Here is a 25,990-nt window from a genome sequence, read left to right on the forward strand (position 1 = left end):
CAAATCCGCTGCAAATGCAAGCGCCGGCGTTAGCCTTTGGTCTTCGCCTGGCGGCTCGTGCCTTCGCGCATGAAGTTTTCGATGAAGTCGACCAGTGTCGCCGCAGCAAAAGATAATTGCCGGTCCGGCGAGACACAGAGATCGACATGGGTACGGATGCCGGTCTTGCCCGCAAGCGGGATCGCACGCAGCTGCCCAGCTTCGATCTCACGGCGAACGGCAAGCGCCGGGAGTAACGTGGCCGCGGCACCGCTGAGCACGAGCTCCTTCAGCATCTCGAGCGAGCTCGTGACGAAGACGGGATCGAGCTCCAGCCCTTCCTTCTCGATCAGCGCGTCGAAGGCCTGACGGAAGCCGAAGGAATGCTCGGGCAGCGCCAATGCGTAGTCGGCGAGCTTCCTCAAGGAGATATCGGCCTGGGCGGCGGCCGGATGCTGCGGCGTGACGATGAGATCATAGGCGATCTCCGACCGCAGCCGTATCTTCGTGCCCGAGAGCGGCGGTGAAAACAGCGTCACCGCGATATCCGCCGCGGCGCTGCTGACGGCGTCGACCGCCTGCCGTGCGCTGGTGATCGCCACGCTGAAGCGCAGCCGCGGGTACTTCAGGCTGAATTCCGCAAGCGCCGGCGCCAGCAGGCTGGTGACGGTGGCGCCATTGGCATAGATGCTGACATGGCCGCGCTGCAGCCCCTTCAAATCCTCGATCAACTGCTGCACATGATCGAGTTCGCGCAGCGTCCGCCCGGCGCGGGCGGCAAGCAGCTCACCCGCGGCCGTCAGCTTGACGCCGCGGGAGCTGCGCTCGACGAGCGGCGCGCCGAAATGCGTTTCGAGGTTTTCGATCTGCCGGCTGATCGCCGTCGGCGCGACGTTGAGGTTCTCGGCTGCCTGGCGCATGGAATTGGTCCTGACCAATTCGTCGAAATACATCAGCGCCCGGATCTGCATTCACGTCTCTCCGCCATTCGGCATATTCGGGATGCGACCTTATTCAATCAGCTTCCGTTCGGATAGCGGTCGCGCCACGCCTTCTGCGCGCCCTCGACCGGAAGGGCGCTCGCCTCATAGACGCCGCGGGCGATCGCCCGCGCCATGACGATAGTGGCAAGATGGCAAAGCTCCATCAGGCTCGCCATGTCGTCTCTCGGACGCCTCGCCGTCGAGGCGGCGAAGACGGTGTCGCCGTCAAGCGGCAGGTGCGCCGGCAAGAGCGCCCGGGCAAGGCCGTCGTGGCCGGCGAGCGAAAGCCGGTGCGCTTCCGCCTTCGTCAGCTGTGCGTCGGTCACCACCGCGCCGATCGTCGTCGCCGGTGTGCTCATCCCTTTGAGCCGCATCCGATGGTCGGCCAGCGCAGGCATGCCGAGGCCGCCGAATTCATCGTCTTTTTCGAAGGGCGCCGCCCAGAAATGCGGCCCGTCGCCGATCGTTGCCGAGCCGAGCGCATTGACGGCGACGATCGCCGCGATGCGATATCCGGTGCTGCTGACGGCGCTCGCCGAGCCGAGCCCGCCCTTGAAGGTTGCCGTCGTCGCCCCCGTGCCGGCGCCGGCGGTGCCGAGCGCGAAGACGCCCTTGGCCGCGGCCTTCAATGCGGTGTAACCCATCTCACGATAAGGGGAATGCAGGCCCCAATCCTTGTCGCCGCCGTTCAGCAGGTCCATCAGGATCGCTTGCGGCACGATCGGAATCTTGACCGGCCCGACTGCAAAGCCCCGGCCGAGTTCGCGCAGCCCGGCCTGCACGCCGCCGGCGGCATCCAGTCCGAAGGCGGAACCGCCCGAGAGCACGAAGGCATCCACGGCACTGACGGTCATGCACGGGTCGAGCAGGTCCGTGTCGCGCCCGCCCGGCGCGCCGCCGAGCACCGTGCCGGATGCGACGGCCGGTTCATCGAAAACGATGGCGGTGACGCCGGAGCCGAGCGCGAGGTCGGTCGCATGGCCGACGGAAACGCCTTCGATGTCGGTGATGAGGTTGAGAAGATCGGGCAAGGGCTGATCCTGGTGGTGCTAGAGCCTGTCGCGCAAAAGTGTTCAGCGGTTTTGCGACAACGACATGCGTCAAAACAAAGATCTAAAGCGCGCGAAGCGAATCTGAAAGATCGCGATGCGCTTTAGGTCGGCCGATAGGACTGCAATTGCCCTCAAAAGACAAGACCGGCCCCTTTGGCAGGACCGGTCACATCAGGAAAGCCGCGAAAGTCGGCGGCGGCCGCATGCCGTCAGGCATGAAGCGGCTTCGGATGACGGCGGGTCATCAGGTCGTGAATGGCCAGCCGCACCTCATCGGGTGAGCGGAACCGCTGCTCATCGAGGTCGTGAACGTGGAACTTCACGGCGATGAACTTCAACCGGTCTTCATCCGGGATGACGATCCCGACGGGGACGCCTGCATATTCGATAACTTGCTTCTTCATAGATAGAACTCCTGCCGCGCGAAATACGCAGCCATGGCGAATTGACTTGTCTGGTACCGTTGAAAGGAGGACGAACGTCACATTCGACAGTTCGGGCGGGAGAGGGCGCCCGGACGGTCATTGCCAAGCACGGAGCGCCCAAGGACATTGGCGAGAATATCGATGTCTATCATGTCTCGTTCCTTGTTGGCGTTGCGCTTGAATGGTCCCGAAAGAGCCCGGGACCGGTGAAGGCTGTCTTCAATATCTACTAACTTAGTAGAGATTACCCGATAGCCTGTCAGAAACATATTCCGAAACGTGTCAAAATATCGACGATCGGAAAAAATTAATTCCGCATCAGCCGAACTTACGGAAAGAAACGTATCAGCTCTTCGTAAAATTCGCATGACAGAATCGCAATCGATCGATCGTCGCAGCAGAAATAGGAAGCCGGCCTGTTTCTGGCAATGGCCTGCATCATTAAAAATCGAAATGCCGCGAAATGACCGATTTGATGAACGCCGAAAGCCCTGTGTCACCAGCCTTCGTCGAGCACCTTTTCCAGCATGTCGGCGAAGAAATCCGCGCTTTCCATGCTGAGGCAGAGAGGCGGTTTGATCTTCAGCACATTTTGGTGATCGCCCGTCGGCTGCATGATGACGCCGAGTTCGAGAAGCCGGTCGCAGATCGCAGCCGTCTCTTCCGTCGCGGGCTCCAGCGTCGTTCTGTCGCGCACGAATTCGAGGCCGAGATAAAGTCCGATGCCGTGTACGGCCCCGGCGATCGGATGGCGGTCGATCAGCGCGGCAAGCCGCCCCTTCAGATGATCGCCGACCGTTCGGGCGTTTTCCTGCAGCTCCTCCTCGGCCATGATGTCGAGCACCGCCATGCCGGCGGCGCAGCTGACCGGGCTGCCACCGGTCGAGGAAAAGAAACTGCCTTCCTTCTCCAGTGATTCGGCGATTTCGCGCGTGGTGATGACGGCGCCGAGCGGATGGCCGTTGCCCATGCCCTTGGCGATGGTGATGATATCGGGCGCTACCCCTTGCTGCTCGAAGCCCCAGAAATAATGGCCGAGCCTGGCATAACCGACCTGCACTTCGTCGGCGATGCAGAGGCCGCCGCGGGCGCGCACCTCAGCGTAGAGATCCCGGAGATAACCGTCCGGCAGCGGAATGCCGCCCGCATTGCCGTAGACCGATTCGCAGATGAAGCCCGCAAGGCCTTCGCCGCCGGCGTCGATCGCCTCGAGCACGGGCGCGACCGCGCCGAGATACCTTGCTGCCGTATCGGGGCCGCGGAAGGCGCCGCGATAGGTGTTCGGCGACACGACGGCGTGTACCCAGTCCGGCCGGGTGGTCAGCGCTTGCGGATTGTCGGCGATCGAGGTCGAGACGGCATCGCTCGCCGCCGACCAGCCGTGATAGGCCTCGAGCAGGCAGAGCATGTTGCGGGCGCCGCTATGGGCCTGCGCCAGCCGGATTGCCAGATCGTTCGCCTCCGAGCCGCTGTTGACGAGGAAGACCGTGTCGAGCCCGTCCGGGGCGAGCGCCACGAGACGTTCGGAAAACTCGGTGATCGCGGCATAGTGGAAGCGTGAATTGGTGTTGAGCCGCAGCCACTGGGAATTGATCGCCGCCGCGAATTTGGGGTGGCCGTGGCCAAGGATGGTGACGTTGTTGACCATGTCGAGATAGGCACGGCCCTCGATATCGAACAGATGCTCCTTCCAGCCGCGCTCGATCTGCGGCGGCGCCGCATAATAGTTCTTCTGCGGCTTTGCGAGATGAGCCTGCCGCCTGGCCAGCAGCTCCGCGTTTTCCAGACGCGGCGCATCCGCTTCCCGGCCGAGAAGCAGCGAAGGCGAAGGGCAGAGCACCGACCAGGCCGGAGCTTCGCGCGGCGCGGCAAAGAGCGGCGGTTCGAGGCCCGCGACGCTGCAAAGCTGCACGCGGAGCCCGCCGAGCGACGGCGCCTCTCCGAAAACCACGCCGAGCGGATCGCCGGCGGCTACCTCGGCTCCGTCCACGACCGCGGCGTCGAGCCCGTCGAGATGCAAGGTTACGTTTTCGCCGGCGAGCGTCAGATGCTGGTCCTTCCAGCCGATGCGGCCGGCAAAGGGTGCGGCAATCGCGCTTCCCGCGGCAAGGCATATGTCGACATGCAGGGCGCAGGTCGCCTGGCCCTTGGCGCTTCCGAGGCTCGCGCGCGACAGCCGGTATTCGCCGTAGCGTGTCGCCGCCGCGCCGTTTTCTGTCGCCGCGCGGGCGAGCAGCCGCCAGTCCATATCGGTGTTCAGCCAGTTGCCGGCGGAAAAATGCGGGCTTCGCACGCCGAGATCGACATAGGCGATGCCCTCGGGATCGATACCTGGCAGCAGCGGCAGCCATCCCGACGCTTCCGGGGCGGCGATATCCGCGCCGGCCGCCTTGAGGATCGCCGCTTCCATGAGTTCGAAGGGAACCGACATTGCCGTGTCGAAGATCGCCCATTCGCGCTTGAGATTGCCGCGCACATACTCATTCTCGGGATCGATCGAAATCTGCTGTTCGCTGCTGGCGACGAGGATGACCGCGCGTGCGACGATCAACGGCCAGAGCGCTTTCAGCTCTTCGTCAGTCAGCGGATAGATCGCCTGATAGGCGGTGACGGCGGGCAGGATATGAAAAGGATCGCCCTCCGCCTGATGCAGCAGCGAAGCGCAGGTGACGGCGAGATCGCCGACCAGCCAGCCGCGGATGATGTCGCCGAAATCGATCACCCCATCGGGGATCATGTGGCCGCGGACGTCTCGATGGCCGACGACATTGTCGCCGGTGACGTCGTGATGCACGGCCTGCAGCCGAAGCGACGGTGCCAGGGGCTGGAGGCGGCGAACAGCCATCACCATGGTCTTGGCGATCCGGTCGCGCGCGGCGCTGTCGGTGATGACGGAAAGCAGTTGCACGGCGACCGGGCCGGCACGCCTGAGATCCCATTGCAGGCTGCGGTCGAGGCCGGGATGACTGAAATCGGCAAGCGCCTCTGCCAGCCGCGCACAGAGCGCGCCGAGCGCGGCAACGGAGGCCGGCGCCAGATATGTCAGCTCCGTCAGCCCCTGGCCTTCCAGATATTCCAGCAGCCGGACCTGATAGACTTGTTCGCGCAGCGTGACGGTGACGATCTCCTGCCCGTCATTGGCGGCGATCACGTCAGGAACGCGCGGCGCGTCCTGCTTGCCTTTCAGGTGATGGATCGCCGCATTCTGCGCTTCGAGTTCGCGGGCCTCGTAGGCGGCATGGCAGATTTTCAGGACGTAGCGGCCGCCATCGGTATCGACGCGGTAGTTTCGGTCCTGCTGGCTGCCGAGTTCGGCAGCCACGCCGGAAAGGCCGTAATGGGCTAGCAGGATTTCTTCTGCGTCTGCGACGGTGACATCGGGACGCGGCAGCGCCATGCGATCAACAAGCACCTCGTCGGTCATGGCACCCCTCCCGCAGCATGATTCGATTACCTATTGAACGAGATAATCAAATACTTGCCGCTGGGAGGCAACGGGGGATCGCCTTTCGCCGGCAAAAGAGATGCAGGACTTCGCCTTTGCTCAACCCATGCGTTCGGAGGCGTAGCTTCCGGGGCTAGCCGGGAAGACGACCGTACGATTGCCGTTGATGAAGGTGCGGTGGTGGATATGGGCGTGGATGGCCCGCGCCAGCACCTGGCTTTCGACATCGCGGCCGATCGAGACATAGTCGTCGGGCGACTGCGCGTGGGTGATGCGGGCCGTGTCCTGCTCGATGATCGGGCCTTCGTCGAGGTCGGCGGTGACATAGTGGGCGGTCGCCCCGATCAGTTTCACGCCGCGCTGGTAAGCCTGCTTGTAAGGGTTGGCCCCCTTGAAGCTCGGCAGGAAGGAGTGGTGGATGTTGATGATCTTGCCCGACATCTGCTTGCAAAGCTGGTCGGAGAGGACCTGCATGTAGCGGGCGAGCACGATCAGCTCGGTGCCGGTCTGCTCGACGAGGTCGACGAGCTGGGCTTCGGCCTGCGGCTTGTTCTCCTTCGTCACCTTGATGTGGTGGAAGGGAATGTCGTGATTGACCACGACCTTCTGGTAGTCGAAATGGTTGGAGACGACGCCGACGATATCGATCGGCAGGGCGCCGATCTTCCAGCGGTAGAGCAGGTCGTTGAGACAATGGCCGAAACGCGACACCATCAGCAGCACCTTCATGCGGCTCTCGCTGTCGTGGAAATCATACTCCATCTTGAAGGGCGCGGCGACGGCAGCAAAATCGGCGCCGATCTCGGTGCCGGACAGGCCCTCTTCGGAAATGAAGCTGACGCGCATGAAGAACCTGCCGGTGTCGAGATCGTCGAACTGCGAGCTGTCGATGATGTTGCAGCCCTTCTCGGCCAGATAGCTCGAAATCGCCGCGACGATGCCGCGCGTCGACTTGCAGGATACCGTCAATACATAGCTTGTCATGTCTCTCTTCCCTCTTGGAGGCCGCAGCCCGTGCTTAGATCAAAGCCCGAACCGCGAATAGGCCGGCACGCTTTCATTCATGCGACAAATTGCAAGATAAACCATCACGTTCCTGCAAGTTCTCTCATCGCCGGCTCAGCTTAGGAGAAGTTGCTCGAAACGCTGTGCCGGCAGCGCCGCCCGGATGTGTATTCTCGCCTTCTATGACTGAAATTAGAGCATGTCGCTCAAAGCTGATGAGCAATTTGCGACATCGAGAGGCGGGAAACCAAGGATATGAAGCGCGGCAGCTGAATCCGAAGCATCTACGCTGGTGGACGGCTTACCGCCACTTTCCGGCGGGGCGTGGTGATTTCGTGGATGATTGCGCCCCCGATCGACGAGAGCACCAGCGAAAGGATCACGAAGAGCACCGGCTGCTTGAGGATGCCGATCGGCAGGCGGTCGGCGACGACCCTGAGAAAGGCGAGAGTGAAGGCGTGGGTGATGTAGATGCTGTAGGAGCAGTCGCCGAGATAGTTCAGCCAGCCGATGACGGGCAGACGGGAAAAGTCGATGGAAACAGCGCCGTAGATGATGAAGATCGCCGGGATGCCCCAGGCGTAGAACCGGCTCTCCGGCCGCATCAGGGCCTCGTTGACGAAGAGGAACGCAAAGCCGATCGCCAGCGCCGCCCAGGCCCAGCGGTTCGGCAGAAGGAGCTTCTGCCCGTAGAGCCAGCCGAGCACGACGCCGGCGAGAAACTCCAGCATGATCGGCTCGCCGTAGAACCGGGTGGCGGTTGTATCAGGCAGCATGCGGCAGGCGATCAGGATGACGGCAAAGACGGCAAACATCGCCGGGATGCGCCGGACTTCCGAGAGCGGCAGCAGCAGCGCGAAGACGAAGTAGAAGAACATTTCGTAATTCAGCGTCCAGCCCGGAATGACCACCGGCGTGATCGTGCCGGGATCGGCGGGATTGGTCCATGGCAGGAAAAACAGCGAGGCGATGAGATGCGGCAGATCGAACACCGTCGATTTCAGCAGTGAAGGGGCCAGCAGCGCCACGGCAGCCGAAAACAGCGTTGCCAGCCAATAGAGCGGAACGATCCTTTTGATGCGGCGGCGGGCGAAATCGACGGGGCTCATCGCCCGCCCGTTCGTCGTCAGCCACATCACGAAGCCGCTGAGCACGAAGAAGATGTCGACGCCGGTTTCACCGTAAAGAAAAGCCGTGGCGTCGATGGCGGGATTGACCTTGGCAAGCTGCAATATCGCATGGAAATAAACGACCATCAGCGCCGCGACGGCGCGCAGGTATTGAAGCTGGACAAGCATCTGATGTCTTGCTCCTCGGGCTCGCGCGATCGCCGGTTTCCACCGTGCCGCTGCGGTCAACTCAGTACATCTGCCGCACGACCCTGTCGGATGCGTGGGCTGTCGTGGAAGCGCATATATCCGACGACGAACCACAAGAGACCGGCGATCTTCATCGAGAAAACGGCGGTGCCCCCGATCATCATATTCAGAAAAATGAAAAGAGAAAGTGAATGGGCGCAACGCCGCTGCGCTGCGGTGCGCCCGGCGGGGAAGAGGCAGACGAACAGCCAGAGGGCGACGACGCCGAAGATCGTCGCCGCGTAGATCAGGTAGACATAGCCGCTGTCGGCGAACTCGGCGACCCTGTCGACCGAAAGCCCGAGAACTGCGAGCGGATCGAGCTCCATGATCTTCTTCATCGTCAGGTTGATGCGGCCGGTGAAATTGTCACCGGTGGCATTCGGTTTCAGCGTATAGACGACGAACCCGGCGGCGACGATCAGCGGCATCAGCGCCAGATTGAAATTCCGCGGGATCTTCGGAAAGACGAAATAGCCGGCGATGCAGGCAAAGCAGAAGATCAGCATGGTGCGCGTATCGTTCGTCACCAGGATCAGCACCGCCGTGCTGATGAAGAGCAGCCGGTCCCAGCGCCCCAATCTTTCCCACATGGAAATCAGGTAGATCGCGATCACGCCGCAGAAATTGGCAAGCGACACCTGTTCGAGGAAAATCGACGACGAGCGATGGTCGATGATGCCGAAGGAAAAGCGCTCGGGAAAGCCGAGCGCGTTCTGGAACAGGCCCGTCTTGTTGTAGCTCAGCGGCAGCAGCCCGCGCGTATTGGCGAAATAATCGGACGGATGCACGATGCTGACATAGAACGGCACGCTGATGATCTCGAAGATCAGAAAGATCAGCACCGCAAGGCTTGCCCAGCGAAAGGCGAGCTTCATCGTTCTCTCGTTGCTCCAGCCGCCGAGCCCGGTGAAGCAGAAGATGATCAGCACGTTGCGGAAATGGTCGACGAACGGCATGCGGTTGAGCACGCTGACATAGATGGTCACGATAAGCGTGAACAGCAGGAACAGGAAAGCCGGAAGGTCCGTCTCGTAGATACCCTTGTGCAGGATGTAGATGATGGCGCTTGCCAGGATCAGGCCTTCGCTGGCGGCGACATGCGTCATCGAGAGCGGCACGATGTTGTGGTTGATGAAGGCGAGAATGCCGTTGTAGAGCACGGAGAGCAGGCCGAGCCAGAGCACGACATGATCGATGCGCGACGCCTCGCCGGCCGCATCGAGCCGGTTGCCGGCAACAGTGCCGGCTAAAGGGAAACTCGCAGCCCTGTGGTCGCTGACCGCCATGCTCAGTTCCCCACCGGCTTGACAGCCGTGCAGGCGCCGGCACCGGCTTTGGCTTTCGCCGCCTCGGCGAGAAGCCGCATCTGCGGCCGCTCGGCGCCGCCCTGGCGCGGCTGGACGTTGAAAGGTTCGTCCGCCGGCCACCATTCGCCCGCGGCCCAATAGGACCAGCCGAGCCAGACGTCGCCATTCCCGGACATGGTAGCGTAAATCTCAGTCAGCCCGTCCATGCAGTCCTTGTCGGTGGAGGCGCCGAATTCTCCGAGAAAGCCGCGCTTGTGATTGCGTTTCAGCCAGGCCGTGACCCCGGCGATCGCCTCGACCGCGGCGTCCGCACCTTCGCAGGTCGGGTGAGTTCCGGAGGAATCGACGTCGAGATACTGGTGGACCTCATAGGCGTAGAAGTCGAGCGGATCGCGCACGCCGAGCATGACCGTGCCGTTGGCGCCGCCGATCACGTCCTTCTCCCAGCTGTGAGCGCCGCTCCACGCCGTACCCGGCACCAGGATGAGATTGCGGGCGCCGACGGCGCGGATGCTGCGGATCGCCGCATTGGCGGCGGTGAGCCAGTCCGTCGCCTTGATGTCGTGCGGCTCGTTCATCAGGCCGAAGAGAACGCCGTCCTGATTGGCGAATTCGACCGCGAGCCTTGCCCAGAAATCGGCGAAGGCGGCATCCGTCGCCGGCGCGGTGCCGACCTGCACCTTGTCGTAATAGCCGAAATTATGCGGGTCGAGCAGCACGGCCATGCCGTGCTTGCGGATCAGGCCGACAGTATCCTTGATCCGCTTGAACTCATCCTCGTCGAGCCGCCCGCCGAGCGCCGGTTGCAGCCGCTCCCAGCGAAAGGGCAGCCGAACGATCGTCATGCCCTTTTTGGCGAAATAACGGATCGTCTCTTCGCTGGGATAGGTGTAGTTCGTGCCGTAAGTGCCGCCGCGCTCGCCATATTCGCCGCCGGAAAGATTGACGCCGCGATAGCAGGGCGCGTCGGCCGCAAGGGCCGGCGAGGGGACGAGAGCGGCGGCAAGCAGCAGCGCTGTCAGATGTCGTCTCGCCCTCATCGCTACTCCTCGCAATCGCGTCAAATCGCAACATTGCGTCGCTGGAATTATTTTAACGGTCCGTTAGCTAAGAATTTCTAAAGTCTCGGCACCTCGGCTTCAGTCTTTCACGCTGGGCGGGACACGAGTGCGCGTATGAACCAGTATGACAGGAACAGGGTAAGCCGGCTCCCCGGCTGGCGCAGTTTTGAGCCGTCTCAGACTGCGCCTGAAGGCGTGCGCATGCGCAGCCCTGTCGTGCGCCCGGATGATTTCGTCCCTCCGCGGCCTGACCCAGCTCCTCCTGCCCCCCCTCCTGCCTTTGTGCCGCCGCCGGCAAGGGTTGCGCAAATCCGGCAATCCGAGCGTCCGGCGCCGCCATCCTCAAAACAGCCTGTCGCCGACGCGCCGTCGAACGCTGCACCTGCGCCTGACGCGCCACTTCTCGATCTCCGCTCCAGTATCGCCGCGATCTGGAGCCGACGGCTGGTCGTGCTCGGTCTGGCGCTTCTCGGCGCCGTTGCCGGCGGGGCGGTGGCGCCGTTCATCGGGCAGAAATTCACTGCCGTCAGCAGCCTCTATTTCGATCCGCGCCAGATCGGCCTCGCCGATGCGGGCGCCCAGTCTTCGGGCCCCTCGCCGGAAATGATCTCGACGCTGATCGACAGCCAGGTGCAGATCCTGACCTCGGGCAATGTGCTGCGCCGCGTCGTCGACGCCATGAAGCTTGATCAGGATCCGGAATTCACCGGCGGCCGCACCGATGGCGCCGCCGTGATCGGGACCCTGCAGAAGGCGCTTGTTATCACCCGCGAGGCCAGCACCTATGTCGTCTCGCTTGCCGCGACGACGAATGATCCGGAAAAATCCGCAAGGCTTGCCAACCAGGTCGTCACCTCGTTCACCGAGGAAGAAAACAGCGCCTCGAACGGCATCTACGAAAACACCTCCTCGACGCTCGACGGACGCCTCGACGATCTGCGCCGGAAAGTGCTGGAGGCCGAGCAGGCCGTCGAAACCTTCCGCGCCGACAACGACATGGCCGCGACCGAGGGCAATTTGATCTCCGATCAGCGGCTCGTCTCGTTGAATACGCTGCTGGTGACGGCGCAGGAAAAGACCATCCAGGCCAAGGCCCGCGCCGATGCCGTCGCCAATCTCCGCGTCGAGGACATCGTCGCCGGCAACCAGGCGGAAGGCGGCGTCACTTCGCCGCTGGTCAGCCTGCGCCAGCAATATGCCACCCAGGCGGCTGCCGTCGGCAGCCTTGAAAGCCAGATGGGCGCTCGTCATCCGCGCCTGCAGGCGGCCCGCTCCTCGCTCCAGAGCATATCGGGCGAAATCAAGGGCGAATTGCAGCGCCTCGCCACCTCGGCAAGAGGCGAATACGAGCAGGCCAAGGCCGCCGAAGACAGCGTCGCCAAGGAACTCGCCGTGCAGAAGGCGCTGCAGGCGAGTACCTCCGACAAGCAGGTGGAACTGAACGAATTGCAGCGCAAGGCGACGGCGGCACGTGATATCTACGAGACGGTTCTGAAGCGCTCCAGCCAGACGAGCGAAGAGCAGAACCTCAACCAGAGCAACATTCGCGTCATCTCGCCGGCCGAGCCGCCGGTCAAGGCCGATGGTCCGGGCAAGAAGATCCTGCTGGTCGCGGGCATCATCGGCGGTCTTCTTGCCGGTTTCGTCGTCGGTGCGGGTTTTGCGATCCTCGCCGGCCTCTTCGGCCACCCCGTCATCAGAAGTTATTTCAGGAAGCCGCCTGCCGCGGCGGCTTGATGCGGGCCGTCGGCTTTCCTACATCCGGGAGAGGCGATTTGTCGCCGGCAGGAGAGCTCCCATGCGGCTGTTGATGATGGTTCTGATATCGCTCGGCGTCCTGTCCAGCCTCGCCCCGGCGTCCGCCTTCGCCGTCGACTGGACGAAACCCCTCAAATCGGACGTTCAACCCCTCTACCCCTACAAGGGCCTTCCCGGCGTCAAGGCGCAGCCGGACAAGAAGGAAGAGGAATCCTATAATTGCCGCACCGAAACCGTCCAGATCCGCCGCCGCTATGACGAGATCTTCCGCTCGGGCGGCATGCCGACGCTGATGTATGTCTGCGACCGCGACGGTTTCGTCACCATGGGCGAAAAGGTTCCGCTGCGCGGCCATTATCAGCCGGTGCGGTGAAGGCCGGAGCTCCTCAAAAGTGTCTGCGGATGCGATCCTCGAAACGCTCGACGGGAAACTCCATCCTAAGATAGTCGAAGCCTGCATTTGCTTGCGATCGATCGACGACCGAATATTTGACCACGCCGTTTTCCTCGGTCCGCCGTAGCGGCAAGCTTTCGGTCGACGTAAAGCCCAGCCGATTGTAGAGGCCGATCGCTTTTTCATTATGGGAGAAAACATGCAGCTCGGCCGTCTTGGCCCCGAGCCCCGAAAACATCCACTCCAGCAATGCCTCGCCGCAGTGGAACATCAGGTTACGGATATCGCTCATTCGGCCGCGGATGACATTGTCAAATTCGGCCGCGCCGGGCCGGATATTGCAGACGCCGAAATTGCCGAGCCGGTTGCCGTCGGGATCGCAAATGACGAACAGGATTCGGTCGGCGGCGGGCAGCGAAATGCCTTCGAGCCAGCTGCGCGTGCGCTCCTCGGTGGCGGTAAACTGCGTGAGGAAGAACGGCATCGACTGGTTTCGCCACGCAGTCAGGTCACCGATAAGTCCGGGCTCGTCGAGCATCGACCTGTCGATGCATTGCAGATCGCCCAGGTGTATGCCGCTATCGTTCCTGATCGGGAGCCGGAGCCGTCTGGCCGGATCCGCATTGTTCTTCAGGCTGGCGATATCGGCTTGCGACATGATGCTTATTCCCGATTGTCCGCTCAAGGCTCGCGGCAGATGCAGTAGCCGTCCGGCGAGGAAGACGGCACGAGTTTGCCGCTTAGGACCGGATCGACTTCGAAGCCGTGCTGTTGTGATAGATCCGCCCGGCCGCCACATCGAGCAGCGTTGCCGCCACTCGGTCGATATCGGCTTCGCTCATATCGTGGTAGCTCGGCAGGTTGATCGCGCGATCCGGAATGCCCCAGGCGTTCACGTTCTCGGGCCGATCCTCGAACATTGAGAGGCTGGAAAGGGGATAGAAGAAGACGCGCGCGTCGATATTGGCGGCCTCAAAAGCTTGTTGCATCATCTCGCGGGTAATGCCGGTCGACTGATGAAAGACCGCCGTAGGCATCCACGCGCCGTTGATCGTGCCGCTATATTCCGGATTCATCGAGATGCCGGGCAGGGTGGAAAGCCGGACCATGTAGGCAGCTAGTATTTCCCGTTTGCGGGCCACGAGCTCTTCGATGCGCTCGAGTTGTGCGCAGCCGATGGCCGCCTGGATGTTGGACATCTTATATTTGAAGCCGATCTCGTCGGGCCAGAACTGTTTGGTCTGGCCCCGTGCACGGCCGTGATTGCTCAGCGTCAACACGCGCTCATAGAGCGCGGCGTCGTTGGTGACGAACATGCCGCCTTCACCTGTTGTCAGGGTTTTGGTGCCGTGGAAGGAGAAGGTGCCGAAGGCGCCCATCGAGCCGGCGCGGCGGCCGTGGTAAACGGAGCCGATTGCTTCTGCCGCATCCTCGATGACAGGAATGCCGGTGCGCTTGCCGATGTCGAGCAGCGCATCCATGTCGCAGAGATTGCCGTAAATGTGGGTCGCGATGATCGCCTTGGTCTTCGGGGTGATGTGCCGCTCGACCTCGCGGGGATCGATGCACCAGGAATCCGGCAGCACGTCGACGAAGACCGGCTTGGCTCCCAGGTGGAAGATCGGTGAAACGGTGGCGACCCAGTTGGTGTCGGCAAGGATCACTTCGTCGCCGGCGCCGACGCCAAGTGCGGCCAAGCCCATGTGCATCGCGCCCGTGCAACTCGATGTGGCAATGGCAAAGTCGCTACACAGGTGGGTTTTGAAGTCGCGTTCGAAGCGATTGATGTAGTCGTAACAACGTGCGCCCCATCCGGTCGCCGCCGCGTCCGTGGCGTAATCGGTTTCAAGCTGAGTGATGGAAGGCTTAGTGTAGAAGATCCTGTTTGTCATTCCGCTAATTTCTGTTCAATGGAAATCAAGAAGCGGGCGTCCGCTACGACTCTCGTTTTTGAGACTGGCGCGAGGCTCACATGAGAATATGCCGGGCAAGGTCGTGCTCGTGGAACACGAGATTGGGTAGGTAGCCGAGTGCTACGAAATATTCTCGGTCTCTTTCGACGCTGACGAAGACGGCAGTGCATTCCAGCGGGCTGTCGCTGAGTTCCTTTGTCACCTTCACCCTTTCACTGAGCCCGAGTTCCCGCATTAGATTCTCGAGCGCGGTGATCTCGGTGAAACCGGCGAGAAGCAGCGTGTTGATCCCGATTGCCGCATTCACTTCGCTGACCAGCGTCTGGATGGCGACCATCAGGGGCAGCCTTTCACGGAAGGGGCGGATTTCTGGGTGGTCGAGCATCCCGCCCCATACGATGCGGGTATAGAGTTCATAGGCCTTGATGAAGTTCTTGCGCGCCGCCCAGAAGCGGAAAGCGACCGCCATGCGGTTGAGCGTGAAAATCTTGCACATCTCGTCATACTTGAGACGCGCCTCGGGCGTGAGGTTCAGCGCCCCGCGCTTGGCGCCTGTATAGAGGAAATATTCAAGCCCGCCACGATAGCGATCCCAGCTGGTCATGACATCGTTGGTGCCTTCCTGCTGGCGGTCGCGAACGATCGCTGAATTAGCGATGGAGCGGTAGAACGGCCGCTGCAGGAAGGCGATCGCACCCTGATCGAGGAAGTGGGCAAGGAATGGAAACGGGTAAAAGCAGAATTCTCGCGGGGTCCAGGCCGACCGCAGCGGCGACGAGCGATAGATCGCGATTTCCGGAAAAATATGGCGCTCGAACATATACTGGAAGACTTCGCCAAAGCTGCCATGCGCGAACTTCCGATCCTCCTCGACATTATAGAATTTCGCGATGTCGTTTTTGGCGACTTCGTCGTAGAAGAACCAGGGCGCATGGGCGCAGGTTACTTCCGGATTGTTATCGAGATATCTGATGGTGTCAGCCACCGCATCGGCGATCAGGATGTCGTCGTCGGCGAGGTAGATGAGGTATTCGCCCCTACCGAGGCGCAGCGTGCTCGTGACGTTTGCCAGGGCGCCGGCATTACTTTCACGCTTGAAGTATCGGATCGGCAGCCCCCGGCCGATAAATTCCTCGACCACCTGCTGCGTGCCGTCCGTGGAAGCATTGTCGCAGATGACGATTTCGAAGGGGAAGTCGAACTTGTAGTCGTTCTCACAGTAGGTCAGCGAGTTTCTGAGAAAGGCTTCGCGATTATAAGTCGGGATGCAGATGCTGAGTTTGATGCCGCTCAAAGGCTTGTCTCCTGGCTATAGCTTTCAAGCGCGGCGTCGCGCTCGCTGATGACGCTCGGCATGAAGGGCCAGGCGATGGAAAAGGCGGGGTCGTCCCAGCGGACGCCGCGGGCGAGCTCCGGCACATAGACTTCCGACATCTGGTAGAAGAGCTCGCAGTCGTCCTCGAGCGTCAGGAAGCCGTGCGCGCAGCCGGCGGGAATGTAGAAGGCATTGTGTCGGGACGCATCGAGTTCGACGGAGGCCCATTTGAGATAGGTCGGGGAATCCCGCCTCAGATCGAGCGTCACGTCGAAGACCCTGCCGCGCGTGGCGCGCACCAGTTTGATTTCCGGCCTGGGATCGGCCTGATAATGCATGCCGCGCAACGTACCGCGCTTGTGGTTTTGCGAGACGTTGCACTGCGGATAGATTGGAACGAGACCGTGGTCGGCAAAGCTCCTGGCATCGAAAGTCCGCGCGAACAGCCCTCGCTCGTCCGCGCGCGCGTCGACTTCCACGACAAAGGCACCTAAAACCGCGGTCGGTGCGAATCTCATCCGATCACCGTCAGTTCCGGTACGGCGACGGCGAAGCGGCCGCCCCAGGCGCCGACCCTGCCGTTGGCCGCAACGACTTCGTTTTTGATGTTCCACGGCAGGATGAGAATGTAGTCCGGCTTCGTCTCGTCCATCTTTTCCGGAGCGTAGATCGGCAGCTTGCTGCCTGGCAGGTAATGCCCCTGCTTGTGCGGGTTTCGGTCGACCACGTAGTCGATGAGGTCAGTGCCGACGCCGCAGAAGTTCAGGAGCGTATTGCCTTTGGCGGCGGCCCCGTAGGCGGCGACCGTCTTGCCGTCACGCTTGGCTTCCTTAAGGAAGGTCAGCAGTCCATCCTTGATCGGCGCCACGCGGTTTTGGAAGGCCTCGTAAGTTTCGACCTTGTCGAAGCCGGCGGTTGCTTCGTCGGCGCGCACTTTGGCGACGCCGGGGCCGGTCGGATGAGCGGTCGATGTCGTGCGGCATGCGAGCACGCGGAGGCTCCCCCCGTGGGTCGGTAGTTCTTCCACGTCGAATACGGTAAGGCCGTGGGCCGCGAAGGCCTTCTCGACCGCCAGCAGCGACAGATAATAGAAATGCTCGTGGTAGACGGTATCGAACTGGATGTTTTCCATCAGCCGCAGCAAATGCGGGAATTCGACGCTGACGACGCCATCCGGCTTCAGAACGTCGGAGAGCCCACCGACGAAGTCGTTGATGTCAGGCACGTGCGCCAGCACGTTGTTGCCGATGACGATATCGGCGGCAAGGCCGCGGGAGACGAGATCGCCAGCCGTTTCCTTGCCGAAGAACCGCGCCTCCGTGGGAACACCGGTCTGCCGCGCCACTTCCGCGACGTTTTCGGCCGGTTCGATGCCGAGCACCGGCACGCCGGCCTCGACGAAATGCTTCAGCAGGTAGCCGTCATTGCTCGCCACCTCGATGACCTGCGATGTCTCGTCGAGGCCGAAACGCTTGCGCGCCATGATGGTGAACCGGCGGGCATGCTCCACCCAGCTGTCGCTGTAGGAAGAGAAATAAGCATAGTGGCTGAAGATGTCTTCCGGCGGCACGAAGGCGTCGGCTTGCACCAGCCAGCAATCGGAGCAGACGAAGGCGCGCAGCGGGTAGGAAGGTTCCGGCTGCTTCAGCTGTTCTTCCGTCAGATAGGCGTTGGCGAGCGGCGTCGAACCGAGATCGACGAAACGATGTTTCAAGGGAGCGCCGCAAAACCGGCAATTATGCGCTGTCATGATATTGCTTCCTCATAGGCCGCGATCTGGCTGAGCGAGAAGGCGCGCATGTCGGCTCCTTCGCGATTGGCCTTGTACCAGGCGGCTGTCCAGTCGATTGTCTGCTGCAGGCTCAGGCGCGGTCGCCAGCCGATGGCGGAAAGCGCCAAAGCCGAACTCAGTGTCAGAGCGGGCGCTTCCGGCAGATGCGTGCCCGGCGCTTGTCGCCAGACGTCGTTGACACCATGGGCGAGGCCAAGCGCGTCGGCAAGCTCCGCAACGGTCGCGAAACTTTCCGGGTCGGGTCCGAAATTGAGCGCTTCGGGCAGCTTCTTTTCGTCTGCATGTGTCAGCGCCTCGGCAAAGGCGAGATAGCCGCCGAGCGGTTCCAGCACATGCTGCCATGGGCGGATCGCCTCGGGATAACGAAGCTGAATCGGCTGGTTGTTTTCGAAAGCGCGGATGAAATCCGGTATTAGCCGGTCCTTCGACCAGTCGCCGCCACCGATGACATTGCCGGCGCGCACGGTCGCAACCCTGATGTCGCGCCCCTTGAAGAAGCTGTCGCGATAGCTCTGTACGACGAGTTCGGTACAGGCCTTGGAATTGGAGTAGGGATCCTTGCCGCCGAGCGTATCGCTTTCAACGAAGGGAACGCCGGTGCCGTTGTTGGCATAGACCTTGTCAGAGGTAACGACGAGAACCGTCTTGACGCAGGGCGCTTCTCGAACTGCTTCCAGAACGTTTGCAGTGCCCATCACATTGGTTGCGAAAGTCTCGGTCGGGTTTTCGTATGAGCGTCGTACCAGTGCTTGTGCAGCCAGGTGGATGACGATTTCTGGTTCGAAATTGATGAGACCTTGGCTGAACGCTGACGCGTCTCTGATATCGGCGATGTGATGGCTCTGCCCGCTCCAAGGCGAAAGCCGGACATAGAGGGAAGGAGTGGTTTCCGGTTCCAGCGAAACCGCCGCGACGTCCGCGCCGAGCTTTTCCAGCCACAGCGAAAGCCAGGATCCCTTGAACCCGGTATGTCCGGTCAGGAAAACGCGTCTGCCATTCCAGAAGTTCGTCAGGCCCATATTTTCCACGGTGCCTTTCCGGAGCTCCAGAGTTCTTCGAGCTGATGGCGTTCGCGAAGCGTGTCCATAGGCTGCCAGAAGCCGTCATGGCGGAAGGCTGCAAGCTGCTTGTTCGCCGCCAGCCATTCCAGCGGGCCGGCCTCCCAGATCGTGTCGTCTCCGTCGACGAGATCGAGGACGGAAGGATCGAGAACGAAGAAGCCGCCATTGATGCGCTGGCCATCGCCCTTCGGCTTCTCGACAAAGGCGGTGATCACGTCGTTCTCGATATTGGTGGCGCCGAAGCGCCCGGGCGGCGTCACCGCGCACATCGTCGCCTTGAGGCCGTGGCTGCGATGGAAGGCGACTTCGGCGGCAATGTCGATGTCGCCGACGCCGTCTCCATAGGTCATGCAGAAGGGTTCGCCCGGTGTCAGGTGGTCGCGAACGCGCCCGATACGGCCGCCGGTCATCGAGTTCACGCCGGTATCGACTACGGTCACGCGCCAGTTCGGGCGTTTGCCGCCGTGATAGTCGATGCTGTTGGCGCCGAGGTCGACGGTGATATCGCTATGATGCAGAACAAGGTTTACGAAGTATTCCTTGATCATATAGCCCTTGTAGCCGGCGCAGACGATGAAATCGTTGAGCCCGTGATGGGCGTAGATGTTCATGATGTGCCAGAGGATCGGCATGCCGCCGACTTCGACCAGAGGCTTGGGGCGAATACTGGTTTCCTCGGCAAGACGAGAGCCAAGGCCACCGGCGAGAATTACGACTTTCATCCCAAGCGAACTCCAGAGTGTCTAGTCAAGCTTCCGGCAATCCACCCGGGTGAGCCGTCCGGGCTCTCTGCAGGCGGAACGGCCGTATGCTCATCCCTGTCCTCGTATCCGATTTCGTTCTTGTGCGAGGCTTGCGGGGTTGCTGGCGAGGCGGCCTGAGCTTTTCGCCAGTCATGCGTCGAATAATGGGACCGTTTCAGCATCAGTCATCCATCCGTTGCCAGCATCTCTCAAAGAAGCGGCTCTGCCTGGCAACGAAACCGCCCCCACCGGTTGACGGCACGCTTCTTGCGTTGTTACTAATATTCTAACCCTTGGGGAGAAAGTGCCATGCAATGGAACACATCGGCGGATTTTGCGCCTCTTGTTCTCTTTCTCGGCGGCCGGCACAAGCGCAGGATCGTCAGGACGCTCCGCGATGCCGCCGAAGTTCTGATGGTGGACTGGCCATTTGAAGACGGAGAGGAGTACGTCGCGGCCGTCAAGGCCTGCGCCGATGCCGTCACCGGGCAGGGCGGCATGGACGAGTTGAGGGAATTGCTTCTCAGCGCCGCCAGGGAAGCCGGCATTGCGGTTTTGTCGGTTATATCAGACAGCAGAAAAACGACGCCTCACATGGCCGCGTGACAGGCGTTGGACCGGCGCTGACAAGCCTTCCGGCAGCGGCATCTCGGATGCTGGGCTTCCAGATAAACACGTCATCCTGGCCTCTGTTAAGAGAGCCAAATGCGTAGCTTTTGGAAAGGCTTGAATATTTGATCTTGGTAGCGATCAAAAGGAAATGGTGCCCAGAAGAGGACTGCGCATTTTCGTCCTCTCCTCATTGATTTTGTTGCGCAATTGCGGACGATGCGCAAGCGTTGTTACAGGGTTTCGTGACATGCACCTACTTTTGATGCTGAAGCTCTTTGGGTAGGACGGCTCTGTTCCAGTGAATCGGCGTCTCATCAAGATCAAACTGAAAACCTCGAAGCGCCTGCCCATCCTCGGAAATACTGAGCAGTACCCTCCGCTCCGAACCGATTAACCCGAGCAAGGCATTAGGGGTATCGCCACCCTCCCGCTTTATCACGCCCTCAAGCGCCGAGCCAAACCTGCGCAGGTCTACTGTTACCTTCACCGTCTCCTTAACCTTACTCTCACCAAGAAGGCTCTTCCGAACCACATCCTTGGTGAACTCGATAGTTCCGAAATATCCTCCTTTCCCATCATCTTTCAGGCGAAGAGGACCATCGACTGTTAGCCAATCGCCGGCAAGGTCGGGCCCATCAAACGTGGTGGCAGAGTAGCCGATAGATTTCCTCAGTTTTTGCCTAGTTTGCCCAATGGTCGCCGCGCCAGACAGGCTGGACGCCTCTTCTGCCTTTGCCGCCTGGAGCGCACTTAGAGCCGCAACGACACTTTGGTCGTGATCTTCCTTGGCTATCGCTGTCTCTGCCTGCAGCTTGGCTTCGACGAAGAAGCCAGCGGCAATCATCACATGCGCCAGATTGCCATCGGAGAGCGTCTCACCTCTTTGGGAGCCTTCTTGATAAGCTGCGACCGACATTCCCTTCATATGAAGGCGTGAATACGCTACCCCTAAGTTATTCCATGCGACTCCGCTTCGCTCAGACGCGGGAATCGCCTCATAATGCAGCATTGCGAGCTGATTTTGATTTGCCTCAGAGTACTCGTACGCCAAGCGGAACCGCGCATTCAAATCCTCCGGCTGCTTCGCGACAGCAACTTCCGAGATGGACTTTGCGATTTCGGGAAAGCCACCGTATTGCGCTATGGTTTCTAATGCTTGGATGTACGCGAGCTCGGCAACATGGCCATTTCTCGGGATAGCAGTCAATCCGCGCAGTAGGCTTTGAGCTTTCGTCTTCGAGTCTTCGCTGCTACCGTTCTTGACGGCCCGTCCGACAATCACGCTCGCTAATTTCATGTCTTTGGCGTCAGACAGAGCCTCTAAGAGAAGGTTATCAGCTTCGTCACTAGGCCCGTAGCGCAACAGTGCCCTCGCCAATATCTCCTTTAGGGCGGCATTAGTCGGGAATTTTTCGCTGTTGGCTCGGATGATCACGAGATCTCTCGACGTACCGGCCGTAACCTCTGCATACTGTTTACTCGATTCCCAGAGAGCCACCTCCTCGACCGACTCGGCGAACTTCGATTGGAAGAACCGTTCGGCGACGTGTGCAGCCAGGGTATCGTTGTTTGTTAACAAGGCGAACCAGTATTTCCATCTGAATTCTTCAGCGTCCCAATCCGTGGTCGGCGGGAAGTTTTCCAATTCATCCGCTTTTGAAGGTTCTACTTCTGTTGTTGCCTCTTCCCCAGTAGCCTCGGTGGCCTCTGGGCGGGAGAGCACACCTTTCTTGCTCATTGCCCTTTTTATCTTTCCGCATGCCGGGCCCAGTGCTGCTTCGGGATCAGTCGCCAACATGGAGGCGTTATAGGTCTCAGGTTGGATGCCGGAGAGATCGGAAGGGAGGTGAAGATCAATGTCTCGCGGAGCAATCAAAAATGTCCGGTCACGACCAAGCCGCCCAATCGCAAGTCCAAGCTCGAACACTATGTTATCGCGCACAGCGTTGAACTCGGTGCCGCGAATGATCGTTCGATCTTCAACTTCGGGAGCGCAAACGAGGATCGCAAAATCGGCTCGTTTCAGCCGCTCCTCCAAAGATTCGAGCGGGTATTGTGTTGGCTCGAAAGTGTCCTGCGTCCAAACAATTGGATTTACGTCATAGTCGAGAAGGGACTGCACCAGTTCTGCGATCTTTTTCTGCTCCACCGAGGAGCCGATAAATACGTTTGGTTTGGCCATTTTACTTGACGCGCTCCATACGACCTTCGAAAATCGAGTCTCACAGGTCCGATTGAACGGAACGTAGACGCAACTGCAAGTGATTCGGTAAGCGATCCACTGCTTAAAAGGGGCAGAGCTCTTGGAGAATGGTGCCGTGTCGGTCCGAGTGACCGACAACAAGCAGGAGGGCCTCGGGCCAGATAAAAAAGACATAGCCGTTGCTGTCTTGCGGGCTGCACTTGTAGCGTCCCGGTAGCAGGCGCGGTGCTTTCTGAGCTCATTTCGAACATCATCCCCAACCAGCGCATAGACCGTATCGAGCGGTACCTTGAAGGCCTGGGACGGAGGCTGGAGGCAGCCACCTCCGCCGATCACCTAAGGAGCCTAATTGTAGACCCCACGAATATCGCACTTGTTGAAGACGGCGCGATTCAAGCGACACGAGCACTCAGCCCGGAGAGGATCGAGCAGATTACCGCGTGTGTTGTTCAGGGTGTGCTCAGTGAAAGCACCAGTACTCTCCTGAAGCGGCGCGTGCTGGGGGCGCTGGGCGACCTTGATGACCAGCATCTAGCCATCCTCAAAGCTTATGCGACGCCCGGCTTTCACGCTGTTGCGACACTCAGACCTCAGTCAAAGGCAACATTGGGCAGGCCCCCAACACTTCTCGAACAGGAGGCGGATGGGCTTTGGCATTCGGCAATTGGCAAGCTTGAGCAAATGGCGCTGCTTGACTTTATCCCAAAGTTAAAGGCGGTGGACAACCGGTATCCGGTTCCTCAGTACGATAGCAGAGGGAAGCCAGAAGGCACCTATCGGCCAACGGTTTTCGGCCTCGCCCTGTTGGTGGCGGCAGGCTTGGCCACCGAAAGATAGTGTTGAAGCGGCCCTGCTAGGGGAGGAAAGCTGCGATGGGAGAGAGAGTTGCCAGCGCCTTCGAGGATCTAACCGAGGGCTGCGGCACGGTACCGGGCTGCCCGGCTGGTGGTTCGGCATCGGAGTCTCGCTTGGCGCTTCCCACTGCGGAAACTTGTTAAGGTTGGGGTCTGGGCTGTAGTCACCACCAGAAATTCGGGCGTTGGTTTCGAGACCCTCCAACAGCATCTTGCCGAACGCAACGGCCAGCGTGGCGCGGCTGCCGGGTGTTATCTCGGGGACGCCGAAGGCAGTAAACATGCGGTCGATATCCGGGCCGTGGGCCTTTAGGAAATACTCGTCGTCCTGCCCCGCTGCTCGCTCCCCGACACGCTGCAAGGCGGCAGACAGCATCTCCGCCTCGTCAAACTCATCGTCCTCCCGCGTGAAGAACTCTCCGGTGGATGGCGTAAGGGTGAGTGAGCCGGTTACATCGGGGCCGGGCGACCACGACTTGTAGAACTCCCCGGCAAGCGCAGTGATTTGCCGATGGGTGAGCTGGATGGGTCTCCCATTGCGAAGGGCTTCAAGGTACTGCTCGACGTACGCCAGCGCTTCAGCTTGCCGCACTTTCACTTCTGCGGGATTGGCTGTGCGGAGAGAGAACCGAATGCTTTGAGTGCTCGGTGTGATCTTGAAGTCTACCTTCCCATTGGCGAGCGGAATGATCAAGCTGCGGCCTACCAGGCGGTGGCGCAAATCGGCGGCGGGAATGCGTTTAACAAAGTAAGGATAGGGAGAGCCCTTGGGAGCCATTGGGCGGACAAGCCTTAAGCGCATTGTTACTGGCCTTTGTTACAAGGTACCAAATGCGCAACTTATTGGAAAGACTTAAGTACTTGATCTAGGTAGCGATCAAGATTGGAATGGTGCCCAGAAGAGGACTCGAACCTCCACGCCTCGCGGCACAGGTACCTGAAACCTGCGCGTCTACCAATTCCGCCATCTGGGCGACGGAGAGCGATGTAAGGGCGCTGCTCCTGACTGTCAACTGGGTTTTTGAAGTTTTCCTGACAGTTGGCAAAAAACTGGGGTCACATCGGGAAGAGTGCCGCCGGGCGGGCATAGCGCTGTGGCCGGCACGCCCTATATAAAGGCAGCATCGAAAGGAATTGCGTCATGCCCGCTCTTCGCACCCTCCTGCTCGCCGGCTTTCTCGCCGTTCTTTCGCCCGCAATCGCGTCGACTGATTCGCTCAAGGTGGGCAGACCAGGGCTGGGGCCGGTCAATACGGGATCGACGCTCTGCGATTTTCGCGGCTGCTTCGGTTTCGGGCCGCAGCAGTGGCATCGTCCCGCCTATGTCCAGCCGAACTACCGCCCGAGAGGCGCGGGGCCGACCTATTATCTGCCGGGAGCGGCCGGGCGGCCGCAACTGACCTATGATCCGCCGCCGGTGCGCCGCGTAGAGCCGAAGCAGGCAAACAAGCACATCGCCTGGTGCACCAATGAGTACCGCTCCTACAATCCGCGGACGGATCACTTTCTCACCTATGAGGGCGTCTACAGGGTCTGCCGTTCCCCTTATCGGTGAACTGCCGCCGTCAGCTTTCGTGCGAGGCGCGGTCGACATGGCCGAGATCGCGGCCGGGCTCGATGATGTCGCGTACCCGCTGCTTCAGTTCCTTCGGCCCGGGAAAGCCGCCATCGCGCTTGCGCTCCCAGATGAGGTCACCGTTGACGCGGATTTCGAAATTGCCGCCTGTGCCGGGGATCAGCGCCACTTCGCCGAGACTGTCGGAAAAAGTGTGCAGCAGCTCCTGCGCCATCCAGGCTGCGCGCAGCAGCCAGTTGCATTGGGTGCAGTAGAGGATAGAGACGCGGGCTTTTTCGGTCATGGCGGTTTCCTTTCGCTCAGCTTGGTTTAAGTCCTGCCGCGTGCCCGCGCAATCGGCTTCGCACAAGCGTCTTGCGCGCCGCCCGCCGGCATGGTCTCTTCCCTCCTATCGGCCATCTCGGGAAAAGCCCATGCGAGTCGCAGTCGTCGAAAACATGAGGAACACCGGCCTCGGCGCGCTTGCCAAGGCGCTTGATGAGGCGGGCGCGGAGATCGAGTGGTTCCGGGTGTGGCAGGATGGCATTCTGCCACGAGACGTATCCGGCCACGACGCGCTCGTCGTTCTCGGCGGCGAGCAGAGCGCTCGGGATGATGAGACGCATCCCTATCTGCCGGAACTCGTGCGGCTGACGCGCCGCTTCGGCGATGCAGGCAAGGCCGTGCTCGGCATCTGCCTCGGCAGCCAGATCCTTGCCCGCGCCTATGGCGCCGACAATCTGCTGGGGGCCGCCCGCGAATTCGGCTGGCACAGCATCGGCGTCACCGGCGAAGGCAGGGCCGATCCGCTGCTGTCTGCTGTCGGTGGGGAATTCACCATCTTTCAATGGCACGCCGATACGTTTTCCCTGCCTGCAGGCGCCGTTCGTCTCGCGACGAGCCCTATCGCCGAGAACCAAGCCTTTCGCATCGGCCGCGCCGTCTATGGCACCCAATTCCATTTCGAGGCGGATAGAATGGTGGTCGAGCAGTGGAAGGCGGAATTCCCCGACACGATCGAACGGATCGCGCCCGGCTGGCTGGAAGGCTATGCCGAGCTGGCTGCGCGGCATGCCGGTGCGGCCGATGCCGCGGGCCTTGCCATCGCACGTGCCTGGGTCAGCCTCATCGAGCGGCAAGAGGCCAAAATGCTGTCACAGGCACCCGCTTGA

At 60.9% G+C, this 25,990-nt stretch carries 24 protein-coding genes and 1 tRNA gene; 5 read left to right on the top strand and 20 right to left on the bottom strand.

Translation table 11 applies throughout. The features are described 5' to 3' along the window. Positions 1-29: 29 nt before the first annotated feature. From ATY78_RS21670 to ATY78_RS21705, 9 genes are all read right to left on the bottom strand, one after another. Positions 30-950 (bottom strand): LysR family transcriptional regulator, encoded by a 921-nt coding sequence (locus ATY78_RS21670; protein WP_088684361.1) that lies wholly within the window; start codon positions 948-950, stop codon positions 30-32. A gap of 47 nt (positions 951-997) precedes the next feature. Next, a complete protein-coding gene (locus ATY78_RS21675; protein WP_088684362.1) occupies positions 998-1,993 on the bottom strand; it encodes a P1 family peptidase in 996 nt (331 codons plus the stop codon). A 230-nt stretch (positions 1,994-2,223) separates the two neighbouring features. Continuing rightward, complete coding sequence (locus tag ATY78_RS21680) at positions 2,224-2,418, bottom strand: hypothetical protein (protein ID WP_008525170.1); 195 nt, start codon at positions 2,416-2,418, stop codon at positions 2,224-2,226. Positions 2,419-2,495: 77 nt separating this feature from the next. Further along, entirely contained in the window at positions 2,496-2,939 is a 444-nt protein-coding gene (locus ATY78_RS28280) for a hypothetical protein (RefSeq protein ID WP_141105660.1), read from the bottom strand. Further along, positions 2,936-5,863, bottom strand: coding sequence for an aminotransferase (locus tag ATY78_RS21685; RefSeq protein WP_088684363.1), 2,928 nt, complete (start codon positions 5,861-5,863; stop codon positions 2,936-2,938). The genes ATY78_RS28280 and ATY78_RS21685 overlap by 4 nt, the downstream gene beginning before the upstream one ends. Before the next feature lie 120 nt (positions 5,864-5,983). Further along, on the bottom strand, positions 5,984-6,868 hold the full coding sequence (purU, locus tag ATY78_RS21690; protein ID WP_088684364.1) for a formyltetrahydrofolate deformylase: 885 nt from the start codon (positions 6,866-6,868) through the stop codon (positions 5,984-5,986). Positions 6,869-7,173: 305 nt separating this feature from the next. Continuing rightward, positions 7,174-8,187, bottom strand: coding sequence for an acyltransferase (locus ATY78_RS21695; RefSeq protein ID WP_088684365.1), 1,014 nt, complete (start codon positions 8,185-8,187; stop codon positions 7,174-7,176). A gap of 56 nt (positions 8,188-8,243) precedes the next feature. After that, on the bottom strand, positions 8,244-9,536 hold the full coding sequence (locus ATY78_RS21700; RefSeq protein ID WP_088684366.1) for a hypothetical protein: 1,293 nt from the start codon (positions 9,534-9,536) through the stop codon (positions 8,244-8,246). Between the two features lie 2 nt (positions 9,537-9,538). Continuing rightward, a complete protein-coding gene (locus ATY78_RS21705; RefSeq protein WP_088684367.1) occupies positions 9,539-10,597 on the bottom strand; it encodes a glycoside hydrolase family 5 protein in 1,059 nt (352 codons plus the stop codon). A 135-nt stretch (positions 10,598-10,732) separates the two neighbouring features. Between ATY78_RS21705 and ATY78_RS21710 the strand changes: the two genes are divergently transcribed. Together ATY78_RS21710 and ATY78_RS21715 are read left to right on the top strand one after the other, a co-directional pair. Then, positions 10,733-12,355: a GumC family protein gene (locus tag ATY78_RS21710; protein WP_088684368.1), complete on the top strand. Its 1,623-nt coding sequence runs from the start codon at positions 10,733-10,735 to the stop codon at positions 12,353-12,355. Between the two features lie 61 nt (positions 12,356-12,416). Next, positions 12,417-12,749: a hypothetical protein gene (locus ATY78_RS21715; protein WP_088684369.1), complete on the top strand. Its 333-nt coding sequence runs from the start codon at positions 12,417-12,419 to the stop codon at positions 12,747-12,749. Positions 12,750-12,762: 13 nt separating this feature from the next. Here the strand turns inward: ATY78_RS21715 and ATY78_RS21720 are convergent, their stop codons facing one another. The 7 genes from ATY78_RS21720 to rfbF all read right to left on the bottom strand — a co-directional run bounded on the left by ATY78_RS21720 (position 12,763) and on the right by rfbF (position 19,573). Beyond that, positions 12,763-13,428: a GNAT family N-acetyltransferase gene (locus tag ATY78_RS21720; RefSeq protein ID WP_088684370.1), complete on the bottom strand. Its 666-nt coding sequence runs from the start codon at positions 13,426-13,428 to the stop codon at positions 12,763-12,765. Positions 13,429-13,510: 82 nt separating this feature from the next. Then, positions 13,511-14,662 carry a DegT/DnrJ/EryC1/StrS family aminotransferase gene (locus tag ATY78_RS21725; protein ID WP_088684371.1) on the bottom strand — a complete coding sequence of 384 codons (1,152 nt, stop codon included), beginning with the start codon at positions 14,660-14,662 and terminating at the stop codon, positions 13,511-13,513. A gap of 76 nt (positions 14,663-14,738) precedes the next feature. Beyond that, complete coding sequence (locus ATY78_RS21730; protein WP_088684372.1) at positions 14,739-15,977, bottom strand: glycosyltransferase family A protein; 1,239 nt, start codon at positions 15,975-15,977, stop codon at positions 14,739-14,741. Further along, positions 15,974-16,516 (bottom strand): dTDP-4-dehydrorhamnose 3,5-epimerase, encoded by a 543-nt coding sequence (rfbC, locus tag ATY78_RS21735; RefSeq protein WP_088684373.1) that lies wholly within the window; start codon positions 16,514-16,516, stop codon positions 15,974-15,976. The genes ATY78_RS21730 and rfbC overlap by 4 nt, the downstream gene beginning before the upstream one ends. Further along, the gene (locus tag ATY78_RS21740) at positions 16,513-17,748 is read right to left on the bottom strand and encodes a class I SAM-dependent methyltransferase (protein ID WP_088684374.1); all 1,236 of its coding nucleotides are present in this window, start codon (positions 17,746-17,748) and stop codon (positions 16,513-16,515) included. The genes rfbC and ATY78_RS21740 overlap by 4 nt, the downstream gene beginning before the upstream one ends. Next, complete coding sequence (gene rfbG, locus ATY78_RS21745; RefSeq protein ID WP_088684375.1) at positions 17,745-18,809, bottom strand: CDP-glucose 4,6-dehydratase; 1,065 nt, start codon at positions 18,807-18,809, stop codon at positions 17,745-17,747. Before rfbG ends, ATY78_RS21740 begins: the two co-directional genes overlap by 4 nt. Then, entirely contained in the window at positions 18,800-19,573 is a 774-nt protein-coding gene (gene rfbF, locus ATY78_RS21750; RefSeq protein ID WP_088684376.1) for a glucose-1-phosphate cytidylyltransferase, read from the bottom strand. The genes rfbG and rfbF overlap by 10 nt, the downstream gene beginning before the upstream one ends. A gap of 330 nt (positions 19,574-19,903) precedes the next feature. Here rfbF and ATY78_RS21755 point away from each other — a divergent pair, with 330 nt between their 5' ends. After that, positions 19,904-20,200, top strand: coding sequence for a DUF982 domain-containing protein (locus ATY78_RS21755; RefSeq protein ID WP_088684377.1), 297 nt, complete (start codon positions 19,904-19,906; stop codon positions 20,198-20,200). Between the two features lie 259 nt (positions 20,201-20,459). Here ATY78_RS21755 and ATY78_RS21760 read toward each other — a convergent pair whose 3' ends face one another. From ATY78_RS21760 to ATY78_RS21775, 3 genes are all read right to left on the bottom strand, one after another. Continuing rightward, on the bottom strand, positions 20,460-22,388 hold the full coding sequence (locus ATY78_RS21760; RefSeq protein WP_190237506.1) for a TIR domain-containing protein: 1,929 nt from the start codon (positions 22,386-22,388) through the stop codon (positions 20,460-20,462). Positions 22,389-23,117: 729 nt separating this feature from the next. Beyond that, on the bottom strand, positions 23,118-24,041 hold the full coding sequence (locus ATY78_RS28290; RefSeq protein ID WP_141105663.1) for a hypothetical protein: 924 nt from the start codon (positions 24,039-24,041) through the stop codon (positions 23,118-23,120). Positions 24,042-24,152: 111 nt separating this feature from the next. Next, positions 24,153-24,237, bottom strand: a tRNA-Leu gene (locus ATY78_RS21775). Positions 24,238-24,404: 167 nt separating this feature from the next. Here ATY78_RS21775 and ATY78_RS21780 point away from each other — a divergent pair. Then, positions 24,405-24,818 (top strand): BA14K family protein, encoded by a 414-nt coding sequence (locus ATY78_RS21780; protein WP_088684381.1) that lies wholly within the window; start codon positions 24,405-24,407, stop codon positions 24,816-24,818. Positions 24,819-24,828: 10 nt separating this feature from the next. On the opposite strand, the gene ATY78_RS21785 is transcribed toward ATY78_RS21780, so the two are convergent. Continuing rightward, positions 24,829-25,122, bottom strand: a complete 294-nt coding sequence (locus ATY78_RS21785) for a SelT/SelW/SelH family protein (RefSeq protein WP_088684382.1) — start codon at positions 25,120-25,122, stop codon at positions 24,829-24,831. Positions 25,123-25,252: 130 nt separating this feature from the next. Here ATY78_RS21785 and ATY78_RS21790 point away from each other — a divergent pair, with 130 nt between their 5' ends. Continuing rightward, the gene (locus ATY78_RS21790) at positions 25,253-25,990 is read left to right on the top strand and encodes a type 1 glutamine amidotransferase (RefSeq protein ID WP_088684383.1); all 738 of its coding nucleotides are present in this window, start codon (positions 25,253-25,255) and stop codon (positions 25,988-25,990) included.

The sequence above is a fragment of the Rhizobium sp. R635 genome, assembly GCF_002211285.1.
GTDB lineage: Bacteria > Pseudomonadota > Alphaproteobacteria > Rhizobiales > Rhizobiaceae > Rhizobium.

Excerpts from the sequence above, each read along its gene's own strand:
- ATY78_RS21670 (WP_088684361.1), bottom strand. The coding sequence starts at position 950 with ATGCAGATCCGGGCGCTGATGTATTTCGACGAATTGGTCAGGACCAAT.
- ATY78_RS21680 (WP_008525170.1), bottom strand. The coding sequence starts at position 2,418 with ATGAAGAAGCAAGTTATCGAATATGCAGGCGTCCCCGTCGGGATCGTC.
- ATY78_RS21685 (WP_088684363.1), bottom strand. The coding sequence starts at position 5,863 with ATGACCGACGAGGTGCTTGTTGATCGCATGGCGCTGCCGCGTCCCGAT.
- purU (WP_088684364.1), bottom strand. The coding sequence starts at position 6,868 with ATGACAAGCTATGTATTGACGGTATCCTGCAAGTCGACGCGCGGCATC.
- ATY78_RS21695 (WP_088684365.1), bottom strand. The coding sequence starts at position 8,187 with ATGCTTGTCCAGCTTCAATACCTGCGCGCCGTCGCGGCGCTGATGGTC.
- ATY78_RS21700 (WP_088684366.1), bottom strand. The coding sequence starts at position 9,536 with ATGGCGGTCAGCGACCACAGGGCTGCGAGTTTCCCTTTAGCCGGCACT.
- ATY78_RS21705 (WP_088684367.1), bottom strand. The coding sequence starts at position 10,597 with ATGAGGGCGAGACGACATCTGACAGCGCTGCTGCTTGCCGCCGCTCTC.
- ATY78_RS21710 (WP_088684368.1), top strand. The coding sequence starts at position 10,733 with ATGAACCAGTATGACAGGAACAGGGTAAGCCGGCTCCCCGGCTGGCGC.
- ATY78_RS21715 (WP_088684369.1), top strand. The coding sequence starts at position 12,417 with ATGCGGCTGTTGATGATGGTTCTGATATCGCTCGGCGTCCTGTCCAGC.
- ATY78_RS21720 (WP_088684370.1), bottom strand. The coding sequence starts at position 13,428 with ATGTCGCAAGCCGATATCGCCAGCCTGAAGAACAATGCGGATCCGGCC.
- ATY78_RS21725 (WP_088684371.1), bottom strand. The coding sequence starts at position 14,662 with ATGACAAACAGGATCTTCTACACTAAGCCTTCCATCACTCAGCTTGAA.
- rfbC (WP_088684373.1), bottom strand. The coding sequence starts at position 16,516 with ATGAGATTCGCACCGACCGCGGTTTTAGGTGCCTTTGTCGTGGAAGTC.
- ATY78_RS21740 (WP_088684374.1), bottom strand. The coding sequence starts at position 17,748 with ATGACAGCGCATAATTGCCGGTTTTGCGGCGCTCCCTTGAAACATCGT.
- rfbG (WP_088684375.1), bottom strand. The coding sequence starts at position 18,809 with ATGGGCCTGACGAACTTCTGGAATGGCAGACGCGTTTTCCTGACCGGA.
- rfbF (WP_088684376.1), bottom strand. The coding sequence starts at position 19,573 with ATGAAAGTCGTAATTCTCGCCGGTGGCCTTGGCTCTCGTCTTGCCGAG.
- ATY78_RS21755 (WP_088684377.1), top strand. The coding sequence starts at position 19,904 with ATGCAATGGAACACATCGGCGGATTTTGCGCCTCTTGTTCTCTTTCTC.
- ATY78_RS21760 (WP_190237506.1), bottom strand. The coding sequence starts at position 22,388 with ATGGCCAAACCAAACGTATTTATCGGCTCCTCGGTGGAGCAGAAAAAG.
- ATY78_RS28290 (WP_141105663.1), bottom strand. The coding sequence starts at position 24,041 with ATGGCTCCCAAGGGCTCTCCCTATCCTTACTTTGTTAAACGCATTCCC.
- ATY78_RS21780 (WP_088684381.1), top strand. The coding sequence starts at position 24,405 with ATGCCCGCTCTTCGCACCCTCCTGCTCGCCGGCTTTCTCGCCGTTCTT.
- ATY78_RS21785 (WP_088684382.1), bottom strand. The coding sequence starts at position 25,122 with ATGACCGAAAAAGCCCGCGTCTCTATCCTCTACTGCACCCAATGCAAC.
- ATY78_RS21790 (WP_088684383.1), top strand. The coding sequence starts at position 25,253 with ATGCGAGTCGCAGTCGTCGAAAACATGAGGAACACCGGCCTCGGCGCG.